This window comes from Megasphaera sp. MJR8396C, assembly GCF_001546855.1.
Classification (GTDB): domain Bacteria; phylum Bacillota; class Negativicutes; order Veillonellales; family Megasphaeraceae; genus Megasphaera.
In genome coordinates this window covers 703-17456 of the sequence record NZ_KQ958155.1, presented here as the reverse complement: position 1 = coordinate 17456, position 16754 = coordinate 703, and the positions used below count along the sequence as shown (strand labels likewise).

The window sequence follows — 16754 nt, the reverse complement described above, 5'->3', positions numbered from 1 at the left end:
GAGTGAAGCTGCCAGAATTAAGAATAGGTAAGCTTGTAGCAAAGGTGCCAATTATTCAAGGTGGTATGGCAATCCGTTTGTCCACAGCCCGTTTGGCGGCAGCAGTAGCCAATGAAGGCGGTATCGGCCTTATTGCGGCATCTGGCATGCCTTTTGACGAATTGCGACATGAAATTAAGTTAGCCAGAAAGTTATCTCCTCGTGGAATTATAGGTATAAATGTCATGGTAGCAGCCCGCGAATTTAAGGGTTTGGTTACTACGGCAATTGAAGAAGGAATCGATCTGGTTGTGGCAGGCGCAGGTTTTTCCCGGGATATGTTTGCCTGGGGGAAGGATTCGGGCACGCCTATTGTCCCTATTGTGTCTTCTGCCAAACTAGCTAAAATATCCCAATCCCTGGGTGCTTCGGCCGTCGTTGTCGAAGGTGCAGAAGCAGGCGGGCATTTGGGAACGAATCGCTCGAGCCGCGTCATCGTACCGGAAGTACGGGCCGCTGTTGACATTCCCGTCATCGGCGCCGGCGGCGTCCTGCATGGAAGCGATGTTGTAGAAATGCTCCGTCTCGGAGCCAACGGTGTCCAGATGGGCAGCCGTTTTGCAGCCAGTGTCGAATCGAACGGCGCTGACGCTTTAAAAGAAGTCTATCTCCGGGCCAATAAACCGGAAGATTTTATTCTCGTACACAGCCCTGTCGGCCTTCCTGGCCAAGCTATCCGTACGCCATTCTCCGAACGGATTCTTTTGGGGACGGCACCGAAGCCGGAAACGTGTGATTTCTGTCTGAAAAAATGCAGCCATAAATACTGCATTATCCGGGCATTGACGCGGGCCCAGCAAGGGGACGTTGAAACAGGCCTGGTATTTTCCGGCAAACGAATGATGGAAATTCATGACATCCTGCCGGTCAAGGATATATTTGCAAATATCAAACGGGAAGTGGAAGAGATTCCCGATTGATACGTGCGTTACATTTTATAATGAGGTGAAAACTTTGGAAAAACGCGTAGTAATTACAGGGTTAGGGGTCATTTCTCCTGTCGGCATCGGCAAAGATGCTTTTTGGAAAGCCCTGCTCAACGGCGAAAGCGGCATCGGCCCCATTACCCACTTTGACGCAGCGGAATATACGACTCGCATTGCCGGCGAAGTCAAGGATTTTGACCCTGCCGATTTCGGTATCGACCGTAAAGAAGCCCGTCACATGGACCCGTCCACGCAGTATTCAGTAGCCGCTGCGAAATTAGCCTTAGATGATTCAAAAATCAACTTAGACGAAGAAGATCGCGACCGTATCGGTACCATTATCGGCACCGGCATCGGCGGCATGGAAACACTGCATAACTTATATAAAGGCCTCTTTTCGAAGGGACCGTCCCGCGTCAATCCCTTTGTCGTACCGAAGATGATTGTCAACATGGCCTCCGGCCAGGTATCCATTTTCTTCGGCCTTCAGGGCCACTGCGCCAGCGTCGTTACGGCCTGCGCAACGGGTACCAACTCCATCGGTGACGCTTACCGCATGATTCAGCGGGGCGAACTCGATGCAGCCCTTGCTGGCGGTACGGAAGCTGCCGTTTCTCCGGGTGCAGTTGCCGGCTTTGCGGCGATGAAAGCCCTCAGCACGCGCAACGATGACCCGACTCACGCTTCGCGTCCTTTCGATAAAGACCGCGACGGTTTCGTCATGGGCGAAGGCGCCGGCATCGTCGTCCTCGAAGAACTGGAACATGCTAAAAAGCGCGGTGCTCACATCTACTGTGAAATCGGCGGCTACGGCAGCAATGCCGATGCTTACCACATCACGGCGCCGGCACCGGAAGGCCTCCAGCAGTCCAAGTGCATGGCCTTGGCTGTAAAAGACGCCGGCCTCAAACCGGAAGACGTCGACTACGTCAATGCCCACGGCACGTCCACTCACCTCAATGACTTTAATGAATCCGTCGCCGTTGCCCGCGTCTTTGGCGACCATACCAAAGATATGCTCATGAGCTCGACGAAGTCAATGACCGGTCATCTCCTCGGTGCAGCCGGTGCTGTCGAAGCCATTGCCTGCGCTATGACGATCGAAACCGGCAAGGTCCATCCGACGATCAACCTCGTGGAACCGGAAGAAGAACTGAAAGCCCTTGGCATCAACTACGTTCCCAACAAGGCCGTCGATGCTAACGTCAAGGTTGCCATTTCCAATTCCTTTGGTTTTGGCGGTCACAACGCGACGCTGCTGTTCAAAAAATATGCTGAATAAAGAAGAAGACTGACCTGATGGATACGACTCGTAAAGAACAGTTAGAACAGTTCATACAGGTCTTGGGCCTTGGAGAATTCCATAATTTCCTTATTTTGGATCAGGCCCTGACCCATTCTTCCTATGCCAATGAAAATAAGGCCAATCATGGTTACTACAATGAACGCCTGGAGTTTTTAGGCGACGCCATCTTAGACTTGGTCGTAGGGGAATACTTGTTTCTCCACTATCCGCATATGCCTGAAGGGCAGCTGTCAAAGGCCAGAGCCAGTGTCGTCAGCGAAAGCCCCCTGGCTTCGGTGTGCATGAAGTTCCATATGGGCGACTATCTCCTCCTGGGGAAGGGGGAAATCGCAACCGGCGGCCGCACGCGTCCCAGCATGCTGGCCGATGCCTTTGAAGCCGTTGTCGGTGCCATCTATATCGACAGCTCTTACGAAGAGGCGCGGAAATTCATCCTTCACCAATTAAAGGACTATTTGGACCTCGTCGACAGTGGTCATTACGAAAAAGACTACAAGACGATTTTCCAAGAGTACGTACAGCAAGACGGTCCTCAGCATATCGAGTATCGCCTCTGCCGGACAGAAGGGCCGGACCATGACAAGACTTTTTACATGGAAATCCTGGTCAACGGCAAGGTTCTCGGCGAAGGATCGGGAAAATCAAAAAAATATGCCGAACAACACGCAGCGCATGAAGCGCTGACGCGGTTAAAAGGCAAGTAGACGGGGAGCTGCCTGAGCAGCTCCTCTTTCGCAGTTTATACACCCATTTATGACTATGAAAACTTCTATCATTCCTATCTTTATCCCCCATATCGGCTGTCCGCATCGCTGCGTCTTCTGCAATCAGTGGCAGATTACAGGCCACCACGGCCTGCCTACGAGAGATGCCATACGCGAGCTCATTGGCTCCTATACGGCATCGGCCGGTGAAGGACGGCACTGGGAAGTCGCCTTTTACGGCGGCAGCTTTACAGCCATTCCCATGCCGCTGCAGCAGGAGCTGCTCCAACCGGCCTATGAAGCGCTGAAAGCCGGCGTCATTCAAGGGATACGCTGTTCGACGCGGCCGGACTGCATCACCGAAGCCATTGTAACGAATTTGAAGGCCTATGGCCTGACCTGTGTAGAACTCGGCGTTCAGTCCATGGACGACCGGGTGCTGCAGCAAGCTCAGCGGGGCCATACAGCAGGGGATGTCATAAAGGCGACGGCCTTGCTGCGACAGTACGGCTTTACCGTCGGCCATCAGCTCATGCCGGGCCTTCCCGGGGAAGATTGGGACAGCCTTTGCCGAACGACGAAGGCCATCGGCAATCTCCGGCCGGATCTGGCCCGCATCTATCCCGTCGCCGTCCTTCAGGGGACGGAACTGGCCGCCATGTATGAGGACGGGAGCTATAAGCCTCTTACGATCGCTGAAGGGGTGCGGCGGGCGGCTTATATGAAGCAGCACTTCCTGGAACGAGGCATACGATGCATCCGAACGGGGCTTCAGGCCACGGAAGACCTGGACGACTCTTCGCAGGTCCTGGCCGGAGCCTATACGCCGGCTATGGGTGAACTCGTCGACACCTATCGCTACCGAAGGCAGCTCCTGTCCTTTTTAAGGACCCTTCCAGGGGACGAGGCCGTTACCATTTCCTATGATCGCCGCGAGACGTCGCGCGTCCGGGGCTATCGCAGCCTTACCGTTAAGACCGCGCGCTGGAGTATTCCCTTGACCTTGTCGTGGCGGGAAGGGGACGTACCCCTGGGTCACGTCTACGTCTTTCAAGGACAGACGAGCTATGACTTAGATATGAATAGCCAGGCCAGTCCTACTATGATATAATAAAATAGTACGTATGATTTTAACAATAAACAAATTGCAATAGATATAATATGGAGGAAAGAGAATGGCAAGAGTAAAAATAACGGAAACGGTTCTGCGCGACGGTCATCAATCCATTGCAGCGACGCGCATGCGCCTTCGCCAGATGCTTCCTGTCCTGGAAGCCATGGATGAATTAGGCTACAACGCCCTCGAATGTTGGGGCGGCGCTACCTTTGATACCTGCATGCGCTTCCTCGATGAAGACCCGTGGGAACGCCTGCGGACGATTAAAAAGCATGTGAAAAAGACGCCGCTGCAGATGCTGCTTCGCGGTCAAAATATATTAGGTTATCGTCACTATGCCGATGACGTCGTCTATGAATTTGTCAACCGCGCCGTCGATAACGGCATCGACATCATCCGCGTCTTTGACGCCTTAAACGACCCGCGCAACATGGAAGCGGCCATCAAAGCGGCAAAAGACACGAAATCGGTCCACGTCCAGGGCGCCCTGGTCTATACTATCAGCCCCATTCACACCATGGAATCCTTTACCAAGGTCGGTCAGGAATTACAGGATATGGGCGTCGACTCGGTCTGTATCAAAGACATGTCGGGCCTCTTGTCGCCTTATGATGCCTATAACCTTATCCGCATGCTCAAGAAGCACCTGACCGTGCCCATTGAACTGCATACGCACTGTACCTGCGGCCTCGGTGAAATGACCTATATGAAAGCCATCGAAGCCGGCGTCGACATCATCGATACGGCCTTGTCGCCCTTTGGCGAAATCACCAGCCAGCCGGCGACGGAATCGATGGTCATGGCCTTAAACGGCAGTATCTACGATACCGGCATCGACGTCGACCGCCTGTGGCCCATTGTCGACCATTTTAAAAACGTCCGCAAGGAACTGGCCGACGAATTTAAACTGACCATGCCCAGCCAGATTAACCCGGCTGTCCGCAAATATCAGATTCCCGGCGGCATGCTGACCAACCTTTATAATCAGCTTAAAGCCCAGGGCGCCGAAGACCGCTTCGATGAAGTCCTGGCCGAAATGCCCAACGTCCGCCGCGACCTCGGTTATCCGCCGCTGGTTACGCCGACCAGTCAGATTACCGGTTCGGCAGCCGCCCTAAACGTCCTCTATGGCCGTTATAAGATCGTGACCAATGAAGTGCGCGACATCGTTCGCGGCAAATATGGCCGTGTGCCCGGTACCATCGACGAAGAATTCCGAAAGATGTGCATCGGCGATGAACCGGTCATTACTCATCGTCCGGCCGATGACTTGGCACCGGAATTGGAAGAAGCCAAGAAGGCCTTGGCCAACGAAGGCTTCCCCAATGCCAGCATGGAAGACGTCCTGAGCTATACCCTGTTCCCGGAAGTGGCGCTGCCCTTTTTCCTGAAGCGGGACGGACGACAGTAACATATCGATAGCAAGTTCCTTGTATAGTGGCGATGTTTACAGCAGCTGCCTCGAATGGACGTGAGTACAGCTGCTCACGTCCTTTTTTGTAATGTGAATGACCTCATCTTGGATAAATTGTCATTATGTTTGCCTTGATTTTTCAGGCAATTCATGATATCTTTTAGTTATAATGATAGCGATTTTCAATTTATGGTTTTCATGGTAGAGGAGGTTCATCTTATGTCATTAATCAACAAGGAAGTCAGTGATTTTACGGCCAAAGCTTTCCATAATAACGGATTCATTACCGTTACCAAGGAAGATCTCTTGGGAAAATGGAGCGTATTCTTTTTCTATCCTGCTGATTTTACTTTTGTGTGCCCGACGGAATTAGCCGACCTCGAAAGCTTTTATGAAGAGTTCAAAAAGATAGGCTGCGAAATCTATTCTGTTTCCTGCGATACGGAATTTGTGCACAAGGCTTGGCACGATCACTCGCCGCTCATCAAAGACATCACTTATCCGATGATGGCCGATCCGACCCATGCTTTGGCTCGTGATTTTGAAGTCCTCATCGAAGATGCCGGTGTCGCTGAGCGAGGAACCTTCATCATCAATCCCGAAGGCCAAATCGTCTCCTATGAAGTCAATGCCGGCAACGTAGGCCGCAATGCCGAAGAACTGCTGCGAAAAGTTCAGGCTTGCCAGTTCGTCCGTGAACACGGCGACGAAGTGTGCCCGGCTCGCTGGACACCGGGTGCTAAGACTTTGAAACCGGGCATCGATTTGGTCGGCACCTTATAAGCGGCTTTTCAAAAATCATACGGTCGTGTATCATTATCCTTATGAAGATCGGTGACCTTCATAAGGATAATTTTTTTGTCAAAATCGGAGAAAGGGGGCCTTTCTATGCCGGTCAATTCTTTTGAAACCTATCCCATGTCGTGGCGCCCGTCCCGTCGTGACATAGAAGGGCGTCTCCAGCCTTTTTATAAGGCCTTGGCGGCGCAGCTCATAGAAGATATCGAACGCGGCCGCATCCTGCCGGGAACGAAACTGCCGCCTCAGCGGGAACTGGCCGATTTTCTCGACGTCAATGTCAGCACCGTATCCAAGGCTTTTCGCTATGCCTCTAACCGGGGCCTCCTTACCAGCGTCGTCGGTCGGGGAACCTTCGTCGCCTATGATGCCGGTACCAGCCTGCTGGCAGCTCCAAACAGGACGCCTATCATCGAGATGGGTTCCATGATGCCCGAACGATTGGCTGGCGATACCGTGGCCTCTTTGGTGGCCGAAATGATGAGCGATAACCGTCGCGAACGGTTCTTTCAATATGCCTATGGGAACGATCGTTTTTACCAGGAGGCGGCGCAGACACTATTAGGCTGGGCCGGCGTCACCGTAGAAAGGCCGGTTCTGTTTTCTAATGGCGGCCAGAATGCCTTGACAGCTATCTTGGCGGCTCTCTTTCGGCCCGGCGACCGCATCGGCGTCGATCCCCTGGTCTATCCGGGTTTTAAAAGTGCGGCCAAACTCTTCGGCATCCGCCTCGTCCCCGTCGGACAGAAGGATGGGGAAATGAGTGAAGATGGCCTTTCTTATGCCTTAAAGAATCACCACATTAAGGGAATCTATGTGACGCCGGACTTTCAGAATCCGACGACCCACACTATGTCGGCAGCCGGCCGGGAGAGACTCGCCGCTTTTTCTAAACAGCATGACCTCCTCATCATTGAAGATGCCATTGCCAGTTTGCTGACAGATCATCCGGCGGCGCCGGTCAAAACCTTGGCACCGGACCAGACGGTCTATCTCTTCAGCCTGTCAAAGACCATTCTGCCGGCGTTGCGACTGGCCTATGTCGTGCCGCCCAAACGGTTGGAAGAGACGCTGTCCTCGGCCTTATACACCTTGAATCTCTCCCAGTCGGCCCTGCTCATGGAACTGGCGGCTCGGCTCATCGTATCGGGAAAATGTGAATCCCTTATGGCTCTTCGCCGCCAAAGCCTGAGGGAGCGAAACGAGCTCACGGACCGCATCTTACAAGGCTGGCCCTTAGCCGGCGGGCGCGATGCCCTTTGTCGTTGGCTGACCCTTCCGACGCAGCTGACCGGGCAGCAGTTTGAAAGTCTTTGCCGAAAAGGCGGTGTCCGCCTCTTAGGGGCCGAACATTTTGCCGTCGGTACTGATGTCTCCGTCCATGGCGCCAGGCTGGCCATCGGGGCGCCGAACGACATGGCTTCCTTAGAACGAGGCCTTCATCTTATAAAGGCGGTCTTAGTTCCTTATCGGGAATAATCGTATGGCACACAATTATAATATTGTGTGCTTATTTTTCCTATGCTATGATGAAGGCAGACAGAATGATTATCTTTCGAGGAGGGATTTTTATGAAATGCTATGTCGTCGATGCTTTTACCAAAGAAGTTTTTAAAGGAAATCCGGCTGCAGTCTGCGTTCTGGACTCCTGGCTGCCCGATGCGTTGATGCAGGCCATTGCCATTGAAAATAATTTGTCGGAAACGGCCTTTACCGTAAAGGAAGGGGAGGCTTACAAGCTTCGCTGGTTTACGCCGGGCGGTGAAATCGACCTCTGCGGCCATGCGACGCTGGGGACGAGCTTCGTCCTGGCTCATTTCGTTGAACCCGAGGCTGAACGCTTCATCTTCCATACTCTGGGCGGAACACTGACGGTTACTCGGAAGGGTGATTTGTTTTCCATGGTCTTTCCGGCTTACGACATGGTGCCGACGGCCGTCACCGAGGCCATGACCGATGCCCTTGGCATCAGACCTTTGGAAGCTTATATAGCACGGGATTTGGTCTGCGTCCTGCCTGACGAAGACGTCGTACGGAACTTTCAGCCGGACTTAGAAAAGATCAAAGGCCTTGACGGAATGCTCTGCCACATTACGGCGCCGGGACGGACGTACGACTGCGTCAGCCGCAGCTTTGCACCGAAACTATCCGTCCCCGAAGATCCCGTCTGCGGCTCCGGTCACTGCCACATCATTCCCATCATGGCCAAAAAGCTCGGCAAAGAGAAGCTCTTGGCCTACCAGGCCTCGAAGCGGGGAGGGGAGCTCCAGTGCCGCCTCGACGGGGATAAAATTTCCCTGGCCGGCTATGCCGCCCTTTATTCCATCGCTGACCTTCAGGTGTAACTTGCCGGACGCCTTGACAGGCTTAGGTAAAATTGCTACAATATTTATCACAACAAAAGCGATGAGCGGAAGAAGCTTTACTTCTTTTTGTCAGCGAAATGCCGATTCGGTGCGAGGGCATTCAAAGAGAGTAGGGCGCGTCACCCGGGAGCTGACAGGAGGAAAGGCCTGTCCGTCAAGCAGACGTTACCTGTGCCATGAAGCGGTCGCGGAAGCGGCAATTTAGGTGGTACCGCGGAAGATACAGCATTCTTTCGTCCTAAGGAATAAACCCTTAGGCGAGGGAATGCTCTTTTTTGTTTTGGAGGGAATCATCATGAAATGGAATAAAGAACAACTGGGCACGTATGCACCGAATGACATGGAAATGGCGTGGTACGATTTTTGGGAAAAGAACGGCTACTTCCATCAAGAGCCGGATAAGAGCAAGAAACCCTTCAGCATCGTCATGCCGCCGCCGAACGTTACGGGTCAGCTCCACATGGGCCATGCTCTGGACAACACCCTGCAGGATATTCTGGTCCGCTTCAAGCGCATGGAAGGCTACAACGTCGCCTGGATTCCTGGCACCGACCATGCCGGTATCGCTACCCAGGTAAAGGTCGAACAGCAGCTGGCCGAAGAAGGCAAGACCCGCTACGAAATCGGCCGCGAAGAATTCCTCAAACGTGTCTGGGCCTGGAAAGAACAGTACGGCAACCGCATTGAAAAACAGATTCGCCGTCTCGGCTCGTCCTGCGACTGGAGCCGCAAGCGCTTTACCATGGACGATACCTGTGCCCGCGCCGTTCGGGAAGTCTTCATTTCCTTGTATGAAAAAGGCCTCATCTATCAGGGTCAGCGCATTACCAACTGGTGCCCTCACTGCCATACGGCCTTGTCGGACATCGAAGTCGACCACTCCGACGTCGCCGGCCATCTGTGGTTCGTCAAATACCCCGTCGTCGGTGAAGACGATTACATCATGATCGCCACGACCCGTCCGGAAACGATCATGGGTGATACGGCCGTTGCCGTCAATCCCAACGACGACCGCATGAAGAAGTATATCGGCAAGAAAGTCATCGTACCCCTCGTCGACCGCGAAGTCGAAGTCATTGCCGACGACTACGTCGATATCGGCTTTGGTACAGGCGCCGTCAAGATCACACCGGCTCACGACCCGAACGACTTTGAAATGGGCCAGCGCCACAACCTGGAATCGATTATGATCATGAACCTCGACGGCACGATGAACGAAAAAGCCGGCGCCAAATACGACGGCATGACCCGCGAAGAATGCCGCAAAGCCGTCGTCGCCGACCTCGAAGACTTAGGACTCCTCGATCATATCGAAGATTTGACCCATGCCGTCGGTCACTGCTCGCGCTGCAAGACGACGGTCGAACCCTTCGTCACCAAGCAGTGGTTCGTCAAAATGAAACCCCTTACCGAAGCTGCTCTCAAAGCCGTAGAAGACGGCAAGACCCGCTTCATCCCCGAACGCTTCGTCAAGACCTACAATCACTGGCTGGAAGACGTCCATGACTGGTGCATCAGCCGTCAGCTCTGGTGGGGCCATCAGATTCCCGTCTGGTACTGCGACGACTGCGGCAAAGCCTCGGCCAGCCGCGAAGACATTACGGAATGCCCGCACTGCCACAGCCAGCATATCCATCGCGATCCCGACGTCCTCGACACCTGGTTCAGCTCGGCTCTTTGGCCTTTTTCGACCATGGGCTGGCCTGATAAGACGCCGGATCTCGACCAGTTCTTCCCGACCAGCGTCTTGGTTACGGGCTACGATATCATCTTCTTCTGGGTTGCCCGCATGATGTTCATGACCTGTGAATTCATGAAGGACATCCCCTTTGAAAACGTCTTCATCCACGGCTTGGTCCGCGACAGCCAGGGCCGCAAGATGAGCAAGTCCCTGGGCAACGGCATCGATCCCCTCGGCGTCTGCGAAGAATACGGCGCCGACGCCCTGCGCTTCACCTTGGTTACGGGTAATACGCCGGGCAACGACATGCGTTTTTACATGGAACGCGTCGAAGCTAACCGCAACTTTGCCAACAAGATTTGGAACGCGTCGAAGTTCGTCATCATGAACCTCACCGATTTTGACGAATCCTTCGTACCGGAAGAAAAAGACTTGACCCTGGCCGACCGCTGGATCCTGACCTCCTTTAATGAAACGGCAGCCAGAGTCACGGAAGACCTCGATAAATTTGAATTGGGCGACGCTGCCGATGCCGTCTACAACTTCATTTGGAGCTCCTACTGCGACTGGTACATCGAACTGGCCAAGAAGCGCCTCTACCAGGCCGACAGCGACCGCGACAAGCACACCGTCCAGTACGTGTTGGTCTATGTCCTGACCCATACCTTGGAAATGCTCCATCCCTTCATGCCCTTCGTTACGGAACACCTCTGGCAGCACCTGCCTCACGAAGGGGAAAGCATCATCGTCGCTCCCTGGCCGAAAGCCCAGGATAAGTGGAACTTTACTGACGACGCCGCTACCATGAATACCCTCATGGAAGCCATCAAGGGCATCCGTAACCTCCGTGCCGAATCGAACGTCCCCATGGGCAAGAAGGCACCGGTCATCTTAGCGCCGGCAACGGAAGAATTGGCCCAGACCTTGAAGGATTACGAAGACTACTTCCATACCCTGGCCTTTGCCGATAAGGTAACCCTGCTCTCGGCCAGTGACGCCAAACCGGAAAATGCCGTCGTCGCCGTCGTTCCGGGCATTGAAGTCTATTTACAGCTCAAAGACCTGATCGACGTCGAAAAAGAAACGGCCCGCGTCCAGAAGGAACAGGAAAAACTCCAGAAGGAAATCGACCGCCTCGACAAAAAGCTGGCCAACCAGGGCTTCCTGGCCAAGGCCCCGGCAGCTGTCGTCGAAAAGGAAAAGGGGAAACTGGCTGACTATCAGGAAAAAATGGCTGCCCTTACGAAACGTATGGAAGATTTGGCAAAACTCTAAGAGGCTGTTATGACATACGAAGAAGCAATAAACTATTTAGAAGCTGCCAACGTCTTTGGCATTCAGTTGGGACTCGGGCGTATTCAAAATCTCTTGGAACGCCTGGGAAACCCCCAAAATAAGTATCAGACGATCCACGTCACCGGCACTAACGGCAAGGGCTCGGTGACGGCTATGATCGCCTCGGCCCTTACCGAAGCCGGCTTTAAGACCGGCCGCTATACGTCGCCTCATTTAGAGGACTATACGGAACGGATCCACATCGATCATCACGACATCTCCCGCGATGATTTTGCCGCTGCCGTCGCCGTCGTCAAAGACGCCGTGACGGCCATGGTGGCCGAAGGGGGAGAAGGGCCGACGGAATTTGAACTGATTACGGCCGCCGCCTTCTGGTATTTTGCCAGTATCGGCGTCGACTATGCCGTCATCGAAGTCGGCTTGGGGGGACTCCTCGATTCGACCAACGTCATTGTCCCGGCCGTATCGGTCATTACTAACGTGGCCATGGATCACATGAAGTACTGCGGCAATACGATCGAAGCCATTGCCGAGCAGAAGGCGGGCATCATCAAAGAAGGCGTGCCCGTCGTTACGACGGCCGAAGGATCGGCCCTGGCGGTCATCGCCCGCAAGGCCTATGCCATGCACAGCCGGCTGTACGCCCTCGACCATAGCTTCGACGTCGTCGGCAATGCCGGCCCTGAAGATTCGGCGACGGGCCAGATGGTGACCGTCCGGGAAAAGTTCGGCTTTTCCATTACGACGGTCCTGCCCTTATTAGGGAAACACCAGCGGACCAACTGCGCCGCTGCCGTCATGGCGCTGCTCCTCTTGGCACGCCATGAGAAAAAATTGACCCGGACGGCCCTTGAAAACGGCATCCGTCACGTCGAGTGGCCCGGCCGCTTTCAAGTCTTCAAGGCCGGAGATACGGACGTCGTCCTCGACGGCGCCCATAATCCGGCCGGCATTACGACCTTCTGCAAGACTTATGAAGACGTCTTTGGCGATCGTAAGCGGGTCTTCCTGTTTTCCGTCCTGGCCGATAAAGATTACAGCCAGATGGTGCGGGAACTCTTTCACGAAGACGACTATGTCATCTGTGCGCCGGCGCCGACGCCGCGTACGTCCGATCCGAAAGAGATGGCGAACCTCGTGCCTTGTAAGGCCGACTGGGCAGGGAGTCTGTCGGAAGGGCTCGATAAGGCCTTTGCAGCCGTACAGCCGGATCAGGTCCTGTGCATCGTCGGATCGCTCTACATCCAGGGCGAAGTACGGGCATATCTTCGGGAAAAATACCAGCTTTTCTAAGCTTTTGAATCGGCTCGGAACGGGCTTTTGGCCCATCGTGTTTCCGGCCTGTCAATGCGTTATCGAAAGGGAGTGTCTCCTCATGGAGGCACTCCTTTTTCGTTGCGCCGGAGTGGACCTTATGATAAAATAAAACATATATTTACGGAGGAGCGAACCTATATGAAGTGGATGATACGGACCGGCAGTACGCCTGCAGAGCGGGCACGGCTGCGCGTCGTCTATGCCCTGGCCGGGACTGTTTTTTTTATGCCCTTAAATCTTTTTGTGATGGAGGGCTTTTTCGTCGTGGCCTTGCTGCTCGGCCTGTATTATATGATGCGCTATCCGCGGTTGCCCCTTCGCCGGGCACCCCTTTCGCTGCCGGCCGTCGGTTTTGCCGTCGCGGCCTTTTTGTCGCTCATCGGCTCGCCACACTTCTTCATGGGAACGGCCTTCTACGTCTTTACGGTCTTGCAGTACATCCTGCTTTATTACGGCATCTTAGTCTTTGTCCATCGATCGTGGGAGCGGCGGATGCTCTTTTCGGCCCTCTTATTCAGTGCCTTTGCCGTCGCCTTATATGGCCTTTACCAGTATGCCCACATGCTGGTCCTGAACAATGCCGACTGGGTCGATGAAGCGGCTTTTCCCCTCCTTCGGCGGCGTATGTATTCGACGCTGTACAACCCCAACTTACTGTCGGCCTTCTTGTTGATCGTCATGAGCGCTTCGGCGTCGATGATGATCTGCACCCGCCATTACTGGCACCGGGTCCTGTATCTGGTACTCCTTTCCATCCTGACCCTCTGCCTGGTGTTGACCTATTCCCGCGGCGCCTGGCTCAGCGTCGGGGCACTGGTCTTTTTCTTCGGCCTCTTTTGGGATAAACGGGTGTGGCTCCTCTTTTTGGCAGCGCCTTTGATCGGCGCCTTTTATCACGGCGGCGTAGCTCATCGACTCTTGTCGATCTTCAGCCACAGTGAAGCCGATACGTCCGTTGCCATGCGCATGGATATGTGGGAGGCAGCCATTGCCATGTTCCTCGATCACCCGCTGTTCGGCATCGGCTGGGGGGCTTTTAAACACGTCTATCCCGTTTACAACGAACTGATCCAGGAAGCGGGCATCGTCATCTTCCACGCCCACAATATGTACCTCAATATGTTGGCAGAAACGGGGCTGGTTGGCACCTTCTTCGGCCTGTGGTTTTTCTTTGGCAATGCCTGGTACGCCATCCGCTATGTGAAAGACCATCACGTTCGGACTTTTGACCGGTCCCTGTCCATGACTTTGGCGGCATCAGTCCTGTCGCTGGCGATCAGCGGCATCAGTGATTATGACTTGTTCAGTACGCAAATATCGCTCACTTTTTGGCTGATGAGCGCCCTTTTCGCCAATATGTTGGCTGAACTATGTGAAAAAAGTAATAAAAACAGTTTGCGAAATAATTCACAATGATATATAATAGGCATGTGACTATTATCACTAGACAAGGTGGCTTATAGCTATAGGGAATAGCTGGGGACATAGTTGGAGGGTTACTATCCATGAGACAGAAAAAGGCAATATCGGATGCTGTCATCGAACGATTGCCGCTGTACTACAGGGACTTGCTGTTACTGCAAGATGCGGGAATCGATATCATCTCATCCGAAAAATTAGGGGAACGCTTAGGCATCACACCGGAACAGATTCGAAAGGACCTTACCTGCTTCGGTGCTTTTGGGAAAAAAGGTGTCGGTTATTATGTCGGTGAATTGTGTCAACAGATCGTAGAAATCATCGGACTGCAGCAGCATTGGAAAGTCGGCATCGCCGGCATCGGCCATCTCGGCTGGGCTTTGGCGAACTATAAGACCTTCGGTCGTCTGGGCTTTCGGACGACGGGCCTCTTCGATGTCGACCATCGCATTATCGGCCAGAACGTCGGCGGTGTCGAAGTCACGCCGATTTCTGAAATGGGGGACGTCATCCGCCGCGAAGGCATCCAGATCGGCATCATTACGACGCCGGCAGCCGTCGCACAGCAGGTGGCAGATCAAATGGTCGATGCCGGTATCCGCGGCATCCTGTCTTTCGCACCCTTGCGATTGACCGTTCCCGACGGAATCTTCGTCTTCCGGGAAGACTTGTCCATCGGTCTGAGTCGTATTTCGTACTATCTGACCAATAAGACAGAATAAAGATCGTCGTCAAACGATGGTATAAAGATTCATAAAAGAATTTAAACAGTATCTAAAAAGGATGGTGCCTGTGTACGGCGCCATCCTTTTTTGTGGTATAATACTCATACTACCGTTAGTGAATGAGGTGATTTTATGGACAGCACATCCATTTATGGTGCATATGAACCGGCCCTCGAGGCCGTGATGAAGGACCTTATCGGCCGTATCCGGGCCTATAGCAGTGATACCAAGAAGAAGACCGGCGAAGCCGCTTACGAGCATTTAATCTACCGCTTGAAAGGCGAGGCCAGCATGCGGGAAAAGTGCGACCGCAAAGGCCTTCCCCAGACGGCTCAGTCGGCGCTCCATGATATATACGATGCCATCGGCATCCGCATCGTCTGTTGTTTCCTCGACGATATTTACCGGGCCATCGATTTTTTGAAGAGCCAGCCCGACATCCGCATCGTCGAAGAAAAAGATTATATCCGTAACGTCAAGCCCAACGGTTATCGCAGTTACCACATCATTTTAGAACTGCAGGCGCCTTATGAAGACGTAACCGGTGCCAATCCGGGCCGCTTTTATGCGGAAGTCCAGCTGCGGACCATCGCCATGGATTCCTGGGCCAGCCTGGAACACCAGATGAAGTATAAGCAGGATATTAAAAATCCCCAGCTCATCGTCCGGGAATTGAAGCGCTGTGCCGACGAACTGGCGTCGTGCGACGTATCCATGCAGACCATCCGCAATTTGATCCATGCACAAGAATAAGGGGGAATGAAGATGCGCCTTCTCTTAGCGGAAGATGAAAAAGAAATGTCCGCGGCTCTGGTCGCGATTTTGACCCATTCGGGCTATGAAGTCGACGCCGTTTATGACGGTCAGGCCGCCGTCGATAAGGCCCTGGTACAGTCGTACGACTGTATGATCCTGGACATCATGATGCCGAAAAAAGACGGCGTCCAGGCTCTGCAGGAAATTCGGGAAAAAGGGGATATGACGCCGGTCCTGATGCTGACGGCCAAGGCCGAAGTCGACGACCGCATTACCGGTCTTGACGCCGGCGCCGACGATTACCTGACCAAGCCCTTTGCCATGGGCGAACTCCTGGCCCGCCTGCGCTCCTTGACCCGGCGCTCTCAGTCTTTTACGCCGGCGAAGCTTCACGTCGGAGCCGTCAAGCTCGACGTCGACGAACAGGAAATGGTCTGCTGCAGCTCCATACGCCTGGCCAATCGGGAAACGAAGTTGATGAAATTCTTCATGGCTAACGTCGGAAAATCCTTGTCGACGGAGCAAATCTTCGACAATGTCTGGGGCGATGAGGGCGACGTCGACGACAATATCGTCTTTATGTACGTCTCCTATTTACGAGAAAAACTGGAAGCCATCCAGGCCGATATCGAAATCGTCGGCGAAAGAGGCCAGACCTACTTACTCTCGGTAAAAGAAAGGAAATAGGACCTGTCAACGACTCCCTCTTATAGAAGCGGGAGCTTGTAAGTCAGAAATGCATAGGTAATCGCGACATCTTAAAGCTGCCTCCCTAATTCTGCCTACATCATCGGGCAGTTGACTATGCCCGTTTTGCCAGGGAGATTTACTCCGAGGCAGTTGTAATTCTCTCGTAACGAGGGTGATTGTCTCCAGAAATCCACATCGAA

Annotated in this window: 14 protein-coding genes; all 14 read left to right on the top strand. The window is 53.6% G+C overall.

The features are described 5' to 3' along the window. Positions 1-2: 2 nt before the first annotated feature. Positions 3-959 (top strand): NAD(P)H-dependent flavin oxidoreductase, encoded by a 957-nt coding sequence (locus tag HMPREF3201_RS02735; protein ID WP_195190529.1) that lies wholly within the window; start codon positions 3-5, stop codon positions 957-959. A gap of 34 nt (positions 960-993) precedes the next feature. After that, complete coding sequence (gene fabF / locus HMPREF3201_RS02730) at positions 994-2247, top strand: beta-ketoacyl-ACP synthase II (protein WP_062411624.1); 1254 nt, start codon at positions 994-996, stop codon at positions 2245-2247. Positions 2248-2264: 17 nt separating this feature from the next. Next, positions 2265-2975, top strand: coding sequence for a ribonuclease III (rnc, locus tag HMPREF3201_RS02725; RefSeq protein ID WP_062411623.1), 711 nt, complete (start codon positions 2265-2267; stop codon positions 2973-2975). A 55-nt stretch (positions 2976-3030) separates the two neighbouring features. Further along, on the top strand, positions 3031-4086 hold the full coding sequence (locus HMPREF3201_RS02720; protein WP_062411622.1) for an elongator complex protein 3: 1056 nt from the start codon (positions 3031-3033) through the stop codon (positions 4084-4086). A gap of 64 nt (positions 4087-4150) precedes the next feature. Then, the gene (locus tag HMPREF3201_RS02715) at positions 4151-5503 is read left to right on the top strand and encodes a pyruvate carboxylase subunit B (protein ID WP_062411621.1); all 1353 of its coding nucleotides are present in this window, start codon (positions 4151-4153) and stop codon (positions 5501-5503) included. Between the two features lie 222 nt (positions 5504-5725). Continuing rightward, entirely contained in the window at positions 5726-6289 is a 564-nt protein-coding gene (gene ahpC / locus HMPREF3201_RS02710; RefSeq protein ID WP_062411620.1) for an alkyl hydroperoxide reductase subunit C, read from the top strand. Positions 6290-6394: 105 nt separating this feature from the next. Next, positions 6395-7783, top strand: coding sequence for an aminotransferase-like domain-containing protein (locus tag HMPREF3201_RS02705; protein WP_062411619.1), 1389 nt, complete (start codon positions 6395-6397; stop codon positions 7781-7783). Between the two features lie 92 nt (positions 7784-7875). After that, a complete protein-coding gene (locus tag HMPREF3201_RS02700) occupies positions 7876-8649 on the top strand; it encodes a PhzF family phenazine biosynthesis protein (protein WP_062411618.1) in 774 nt (257 codons plus the stop codon). A 316-nt stretch (positions 8650-8965) separates the two neighbouring features. After that, positions 8966-11626: a valine--tRNA ligase gene (locus HMPREF3201_RS02695; RefSeq protein ID WP_062411617.1), complete on the top strand. Its 2661-nt coding sequence runs from the start codon at positions 8966-8968 to the stop codon at positions 11624-11626. 9 nt (positions 11627-11635) lie between these two features. Beyond that, complete coding sequence (locus HMPREF3201_RS02690; protein WP_062411616.1) at positions 11636-12940, top strand: bifunctional folylpolyglutamate synthase/dihydrofolate synthase; 1305 nt, start codon at positions 11636-11638, stop codon at positions 12938-12940. Between the two features lie 162 nt (positions 12941-13102). Continuing rightward, positions 13103-14380, top strand: a complete 1278-nt coding sequence (locus tag HMPREF3201_RS02685) for an O-antigen ligase family protein (RefSeq protein WP_062411615.1) — start codon at positions 13103-13105, stop codon at positions 14378-14380. 89 nt (positions 14381-14469) lie between these two features. Then, the gene (locus HMPREF3201_RS02680; RefSeq protein WP_062411614.1) at positions 14470-15105 is read left to right on the top strand and encodes a redox-sensing transcriptional repressor Rex; all 636 of its coding nucleotides are present in this window, start codon (positions 14470-14472) and stop codon (positions 15103-15105) included. A 135-nt stretch (positions 15106-15240) separates the two neighbouring features. After that, positions 15241-15861, top strand: a complete 621-nt coding sequence (locus HMPREF3201_RS02675; RefSeq protein ID WP_062411613.1) for a GTP pyrophosphokinase — start codon at positions 15241-15243, stop codon at positions 15859-15861. A 12-nt stretch (positions 15862-15873) separates the two neighbouring features. Further along, positions 15874-16551 carry a response regulator transcription factor gene (locus HMPREF3201_RS02670; RefSeq protein ID WP_062411612.1) on the top strand — a complete coding sequence of 226 codons (678 nt, stop codon included), beginning with the start codon at positions 15874-15876 and terminating at the stop codon, positions 16549-16551. The last annotated feature ends 203 nt before the right edge of the window (positions 16552-16754 follow it).

Bases quoted from the DNA above. Each gene is read 5' to 3' on its own strand.
- rnc (WP_062411623.1), top strand. From the start codon at position 2,265: ATGGATACGACTCGTAAAGAACAGTTAGAACAGTTCATACAGGTCTTG.
- HMPREF3201_RS02695 (WP_062411617.1), top strand. From the start codon at position 8,966: ATGAAATGGAATAAAGAACAACTGGGCACGTATGCACCGAATGACATG.
- HMPREF3201_RS02680 (WP_062411614.1), top strand. From the start codon at position 14,470: ATGAGACAGAAAAAGGCAATATCGGATGCTGTCATCGAACGATTGCCG.
- HMPREF3201_RS02685 (WP_062411615.1), top strand. From the start codon at position 13,103: ATGAAGTGGATGATACGGACCGGCAGTACGCCTGCAGAGCGGGCACGG.
- HMPREF3201_RS02675 (WP_062411613.1), top strand. From the start codon at position 15,241: ATGGACAGCACATCCATTTATGGTGCATATGAACCGGCCCTCGAGGCC.
- ahpC (WP_062411620.1), top strand. From the start codon at position 5,726: ATGTCATTAATCAACAAGGAAGTCAGTGATTTTACGGCCAAAGCTTTC.
- HMPREF3201_RS02700 (WP_062411618.1), top strand. From the start codon at position 7,876: ATGAAATGCTATGTCGTCGATGCTTTTACCAAAGAAGTTTTTAAAGGA.
- HMPREF3201_RS02705 (WP_062411619.1), top strand. From the start codon at position 6,395: ATGCCGGTCAATTCTTTTGAAACCTATCCCATGTCGTGGCGCCCGTCC.
- HMPREF3201_RS02690 (WP_062411616.1), top strand. From the start codon at position 11,636: ATGACATACGAAGAAGCAATAAACTATTTAGAAGCTGCCAACGTCTTT.
- HMPREF3201_RS02715 (WP_062411621.1), top strand. From the start codon at position 4,151: ATGGCAAGAGTAAAAATAACGGAAACGGTTCTGCGCGACGGTCATCAA.
- HMPREF3201_RS02670 (WP_062411612.1), top strand. From the start codon at position 15,874: ATGCGCCTTCTCTTAGCGGAAGATGAAAAAGAAATGTCCGCGGCTCTG.
- HMPREF3201_RS02720 (WP_062411622.1), top strand. From the start codon at position 3,031: ATGAAAACTTCTATCATTCCTATCTTTATCCCCCATATCGGCTGTCCG.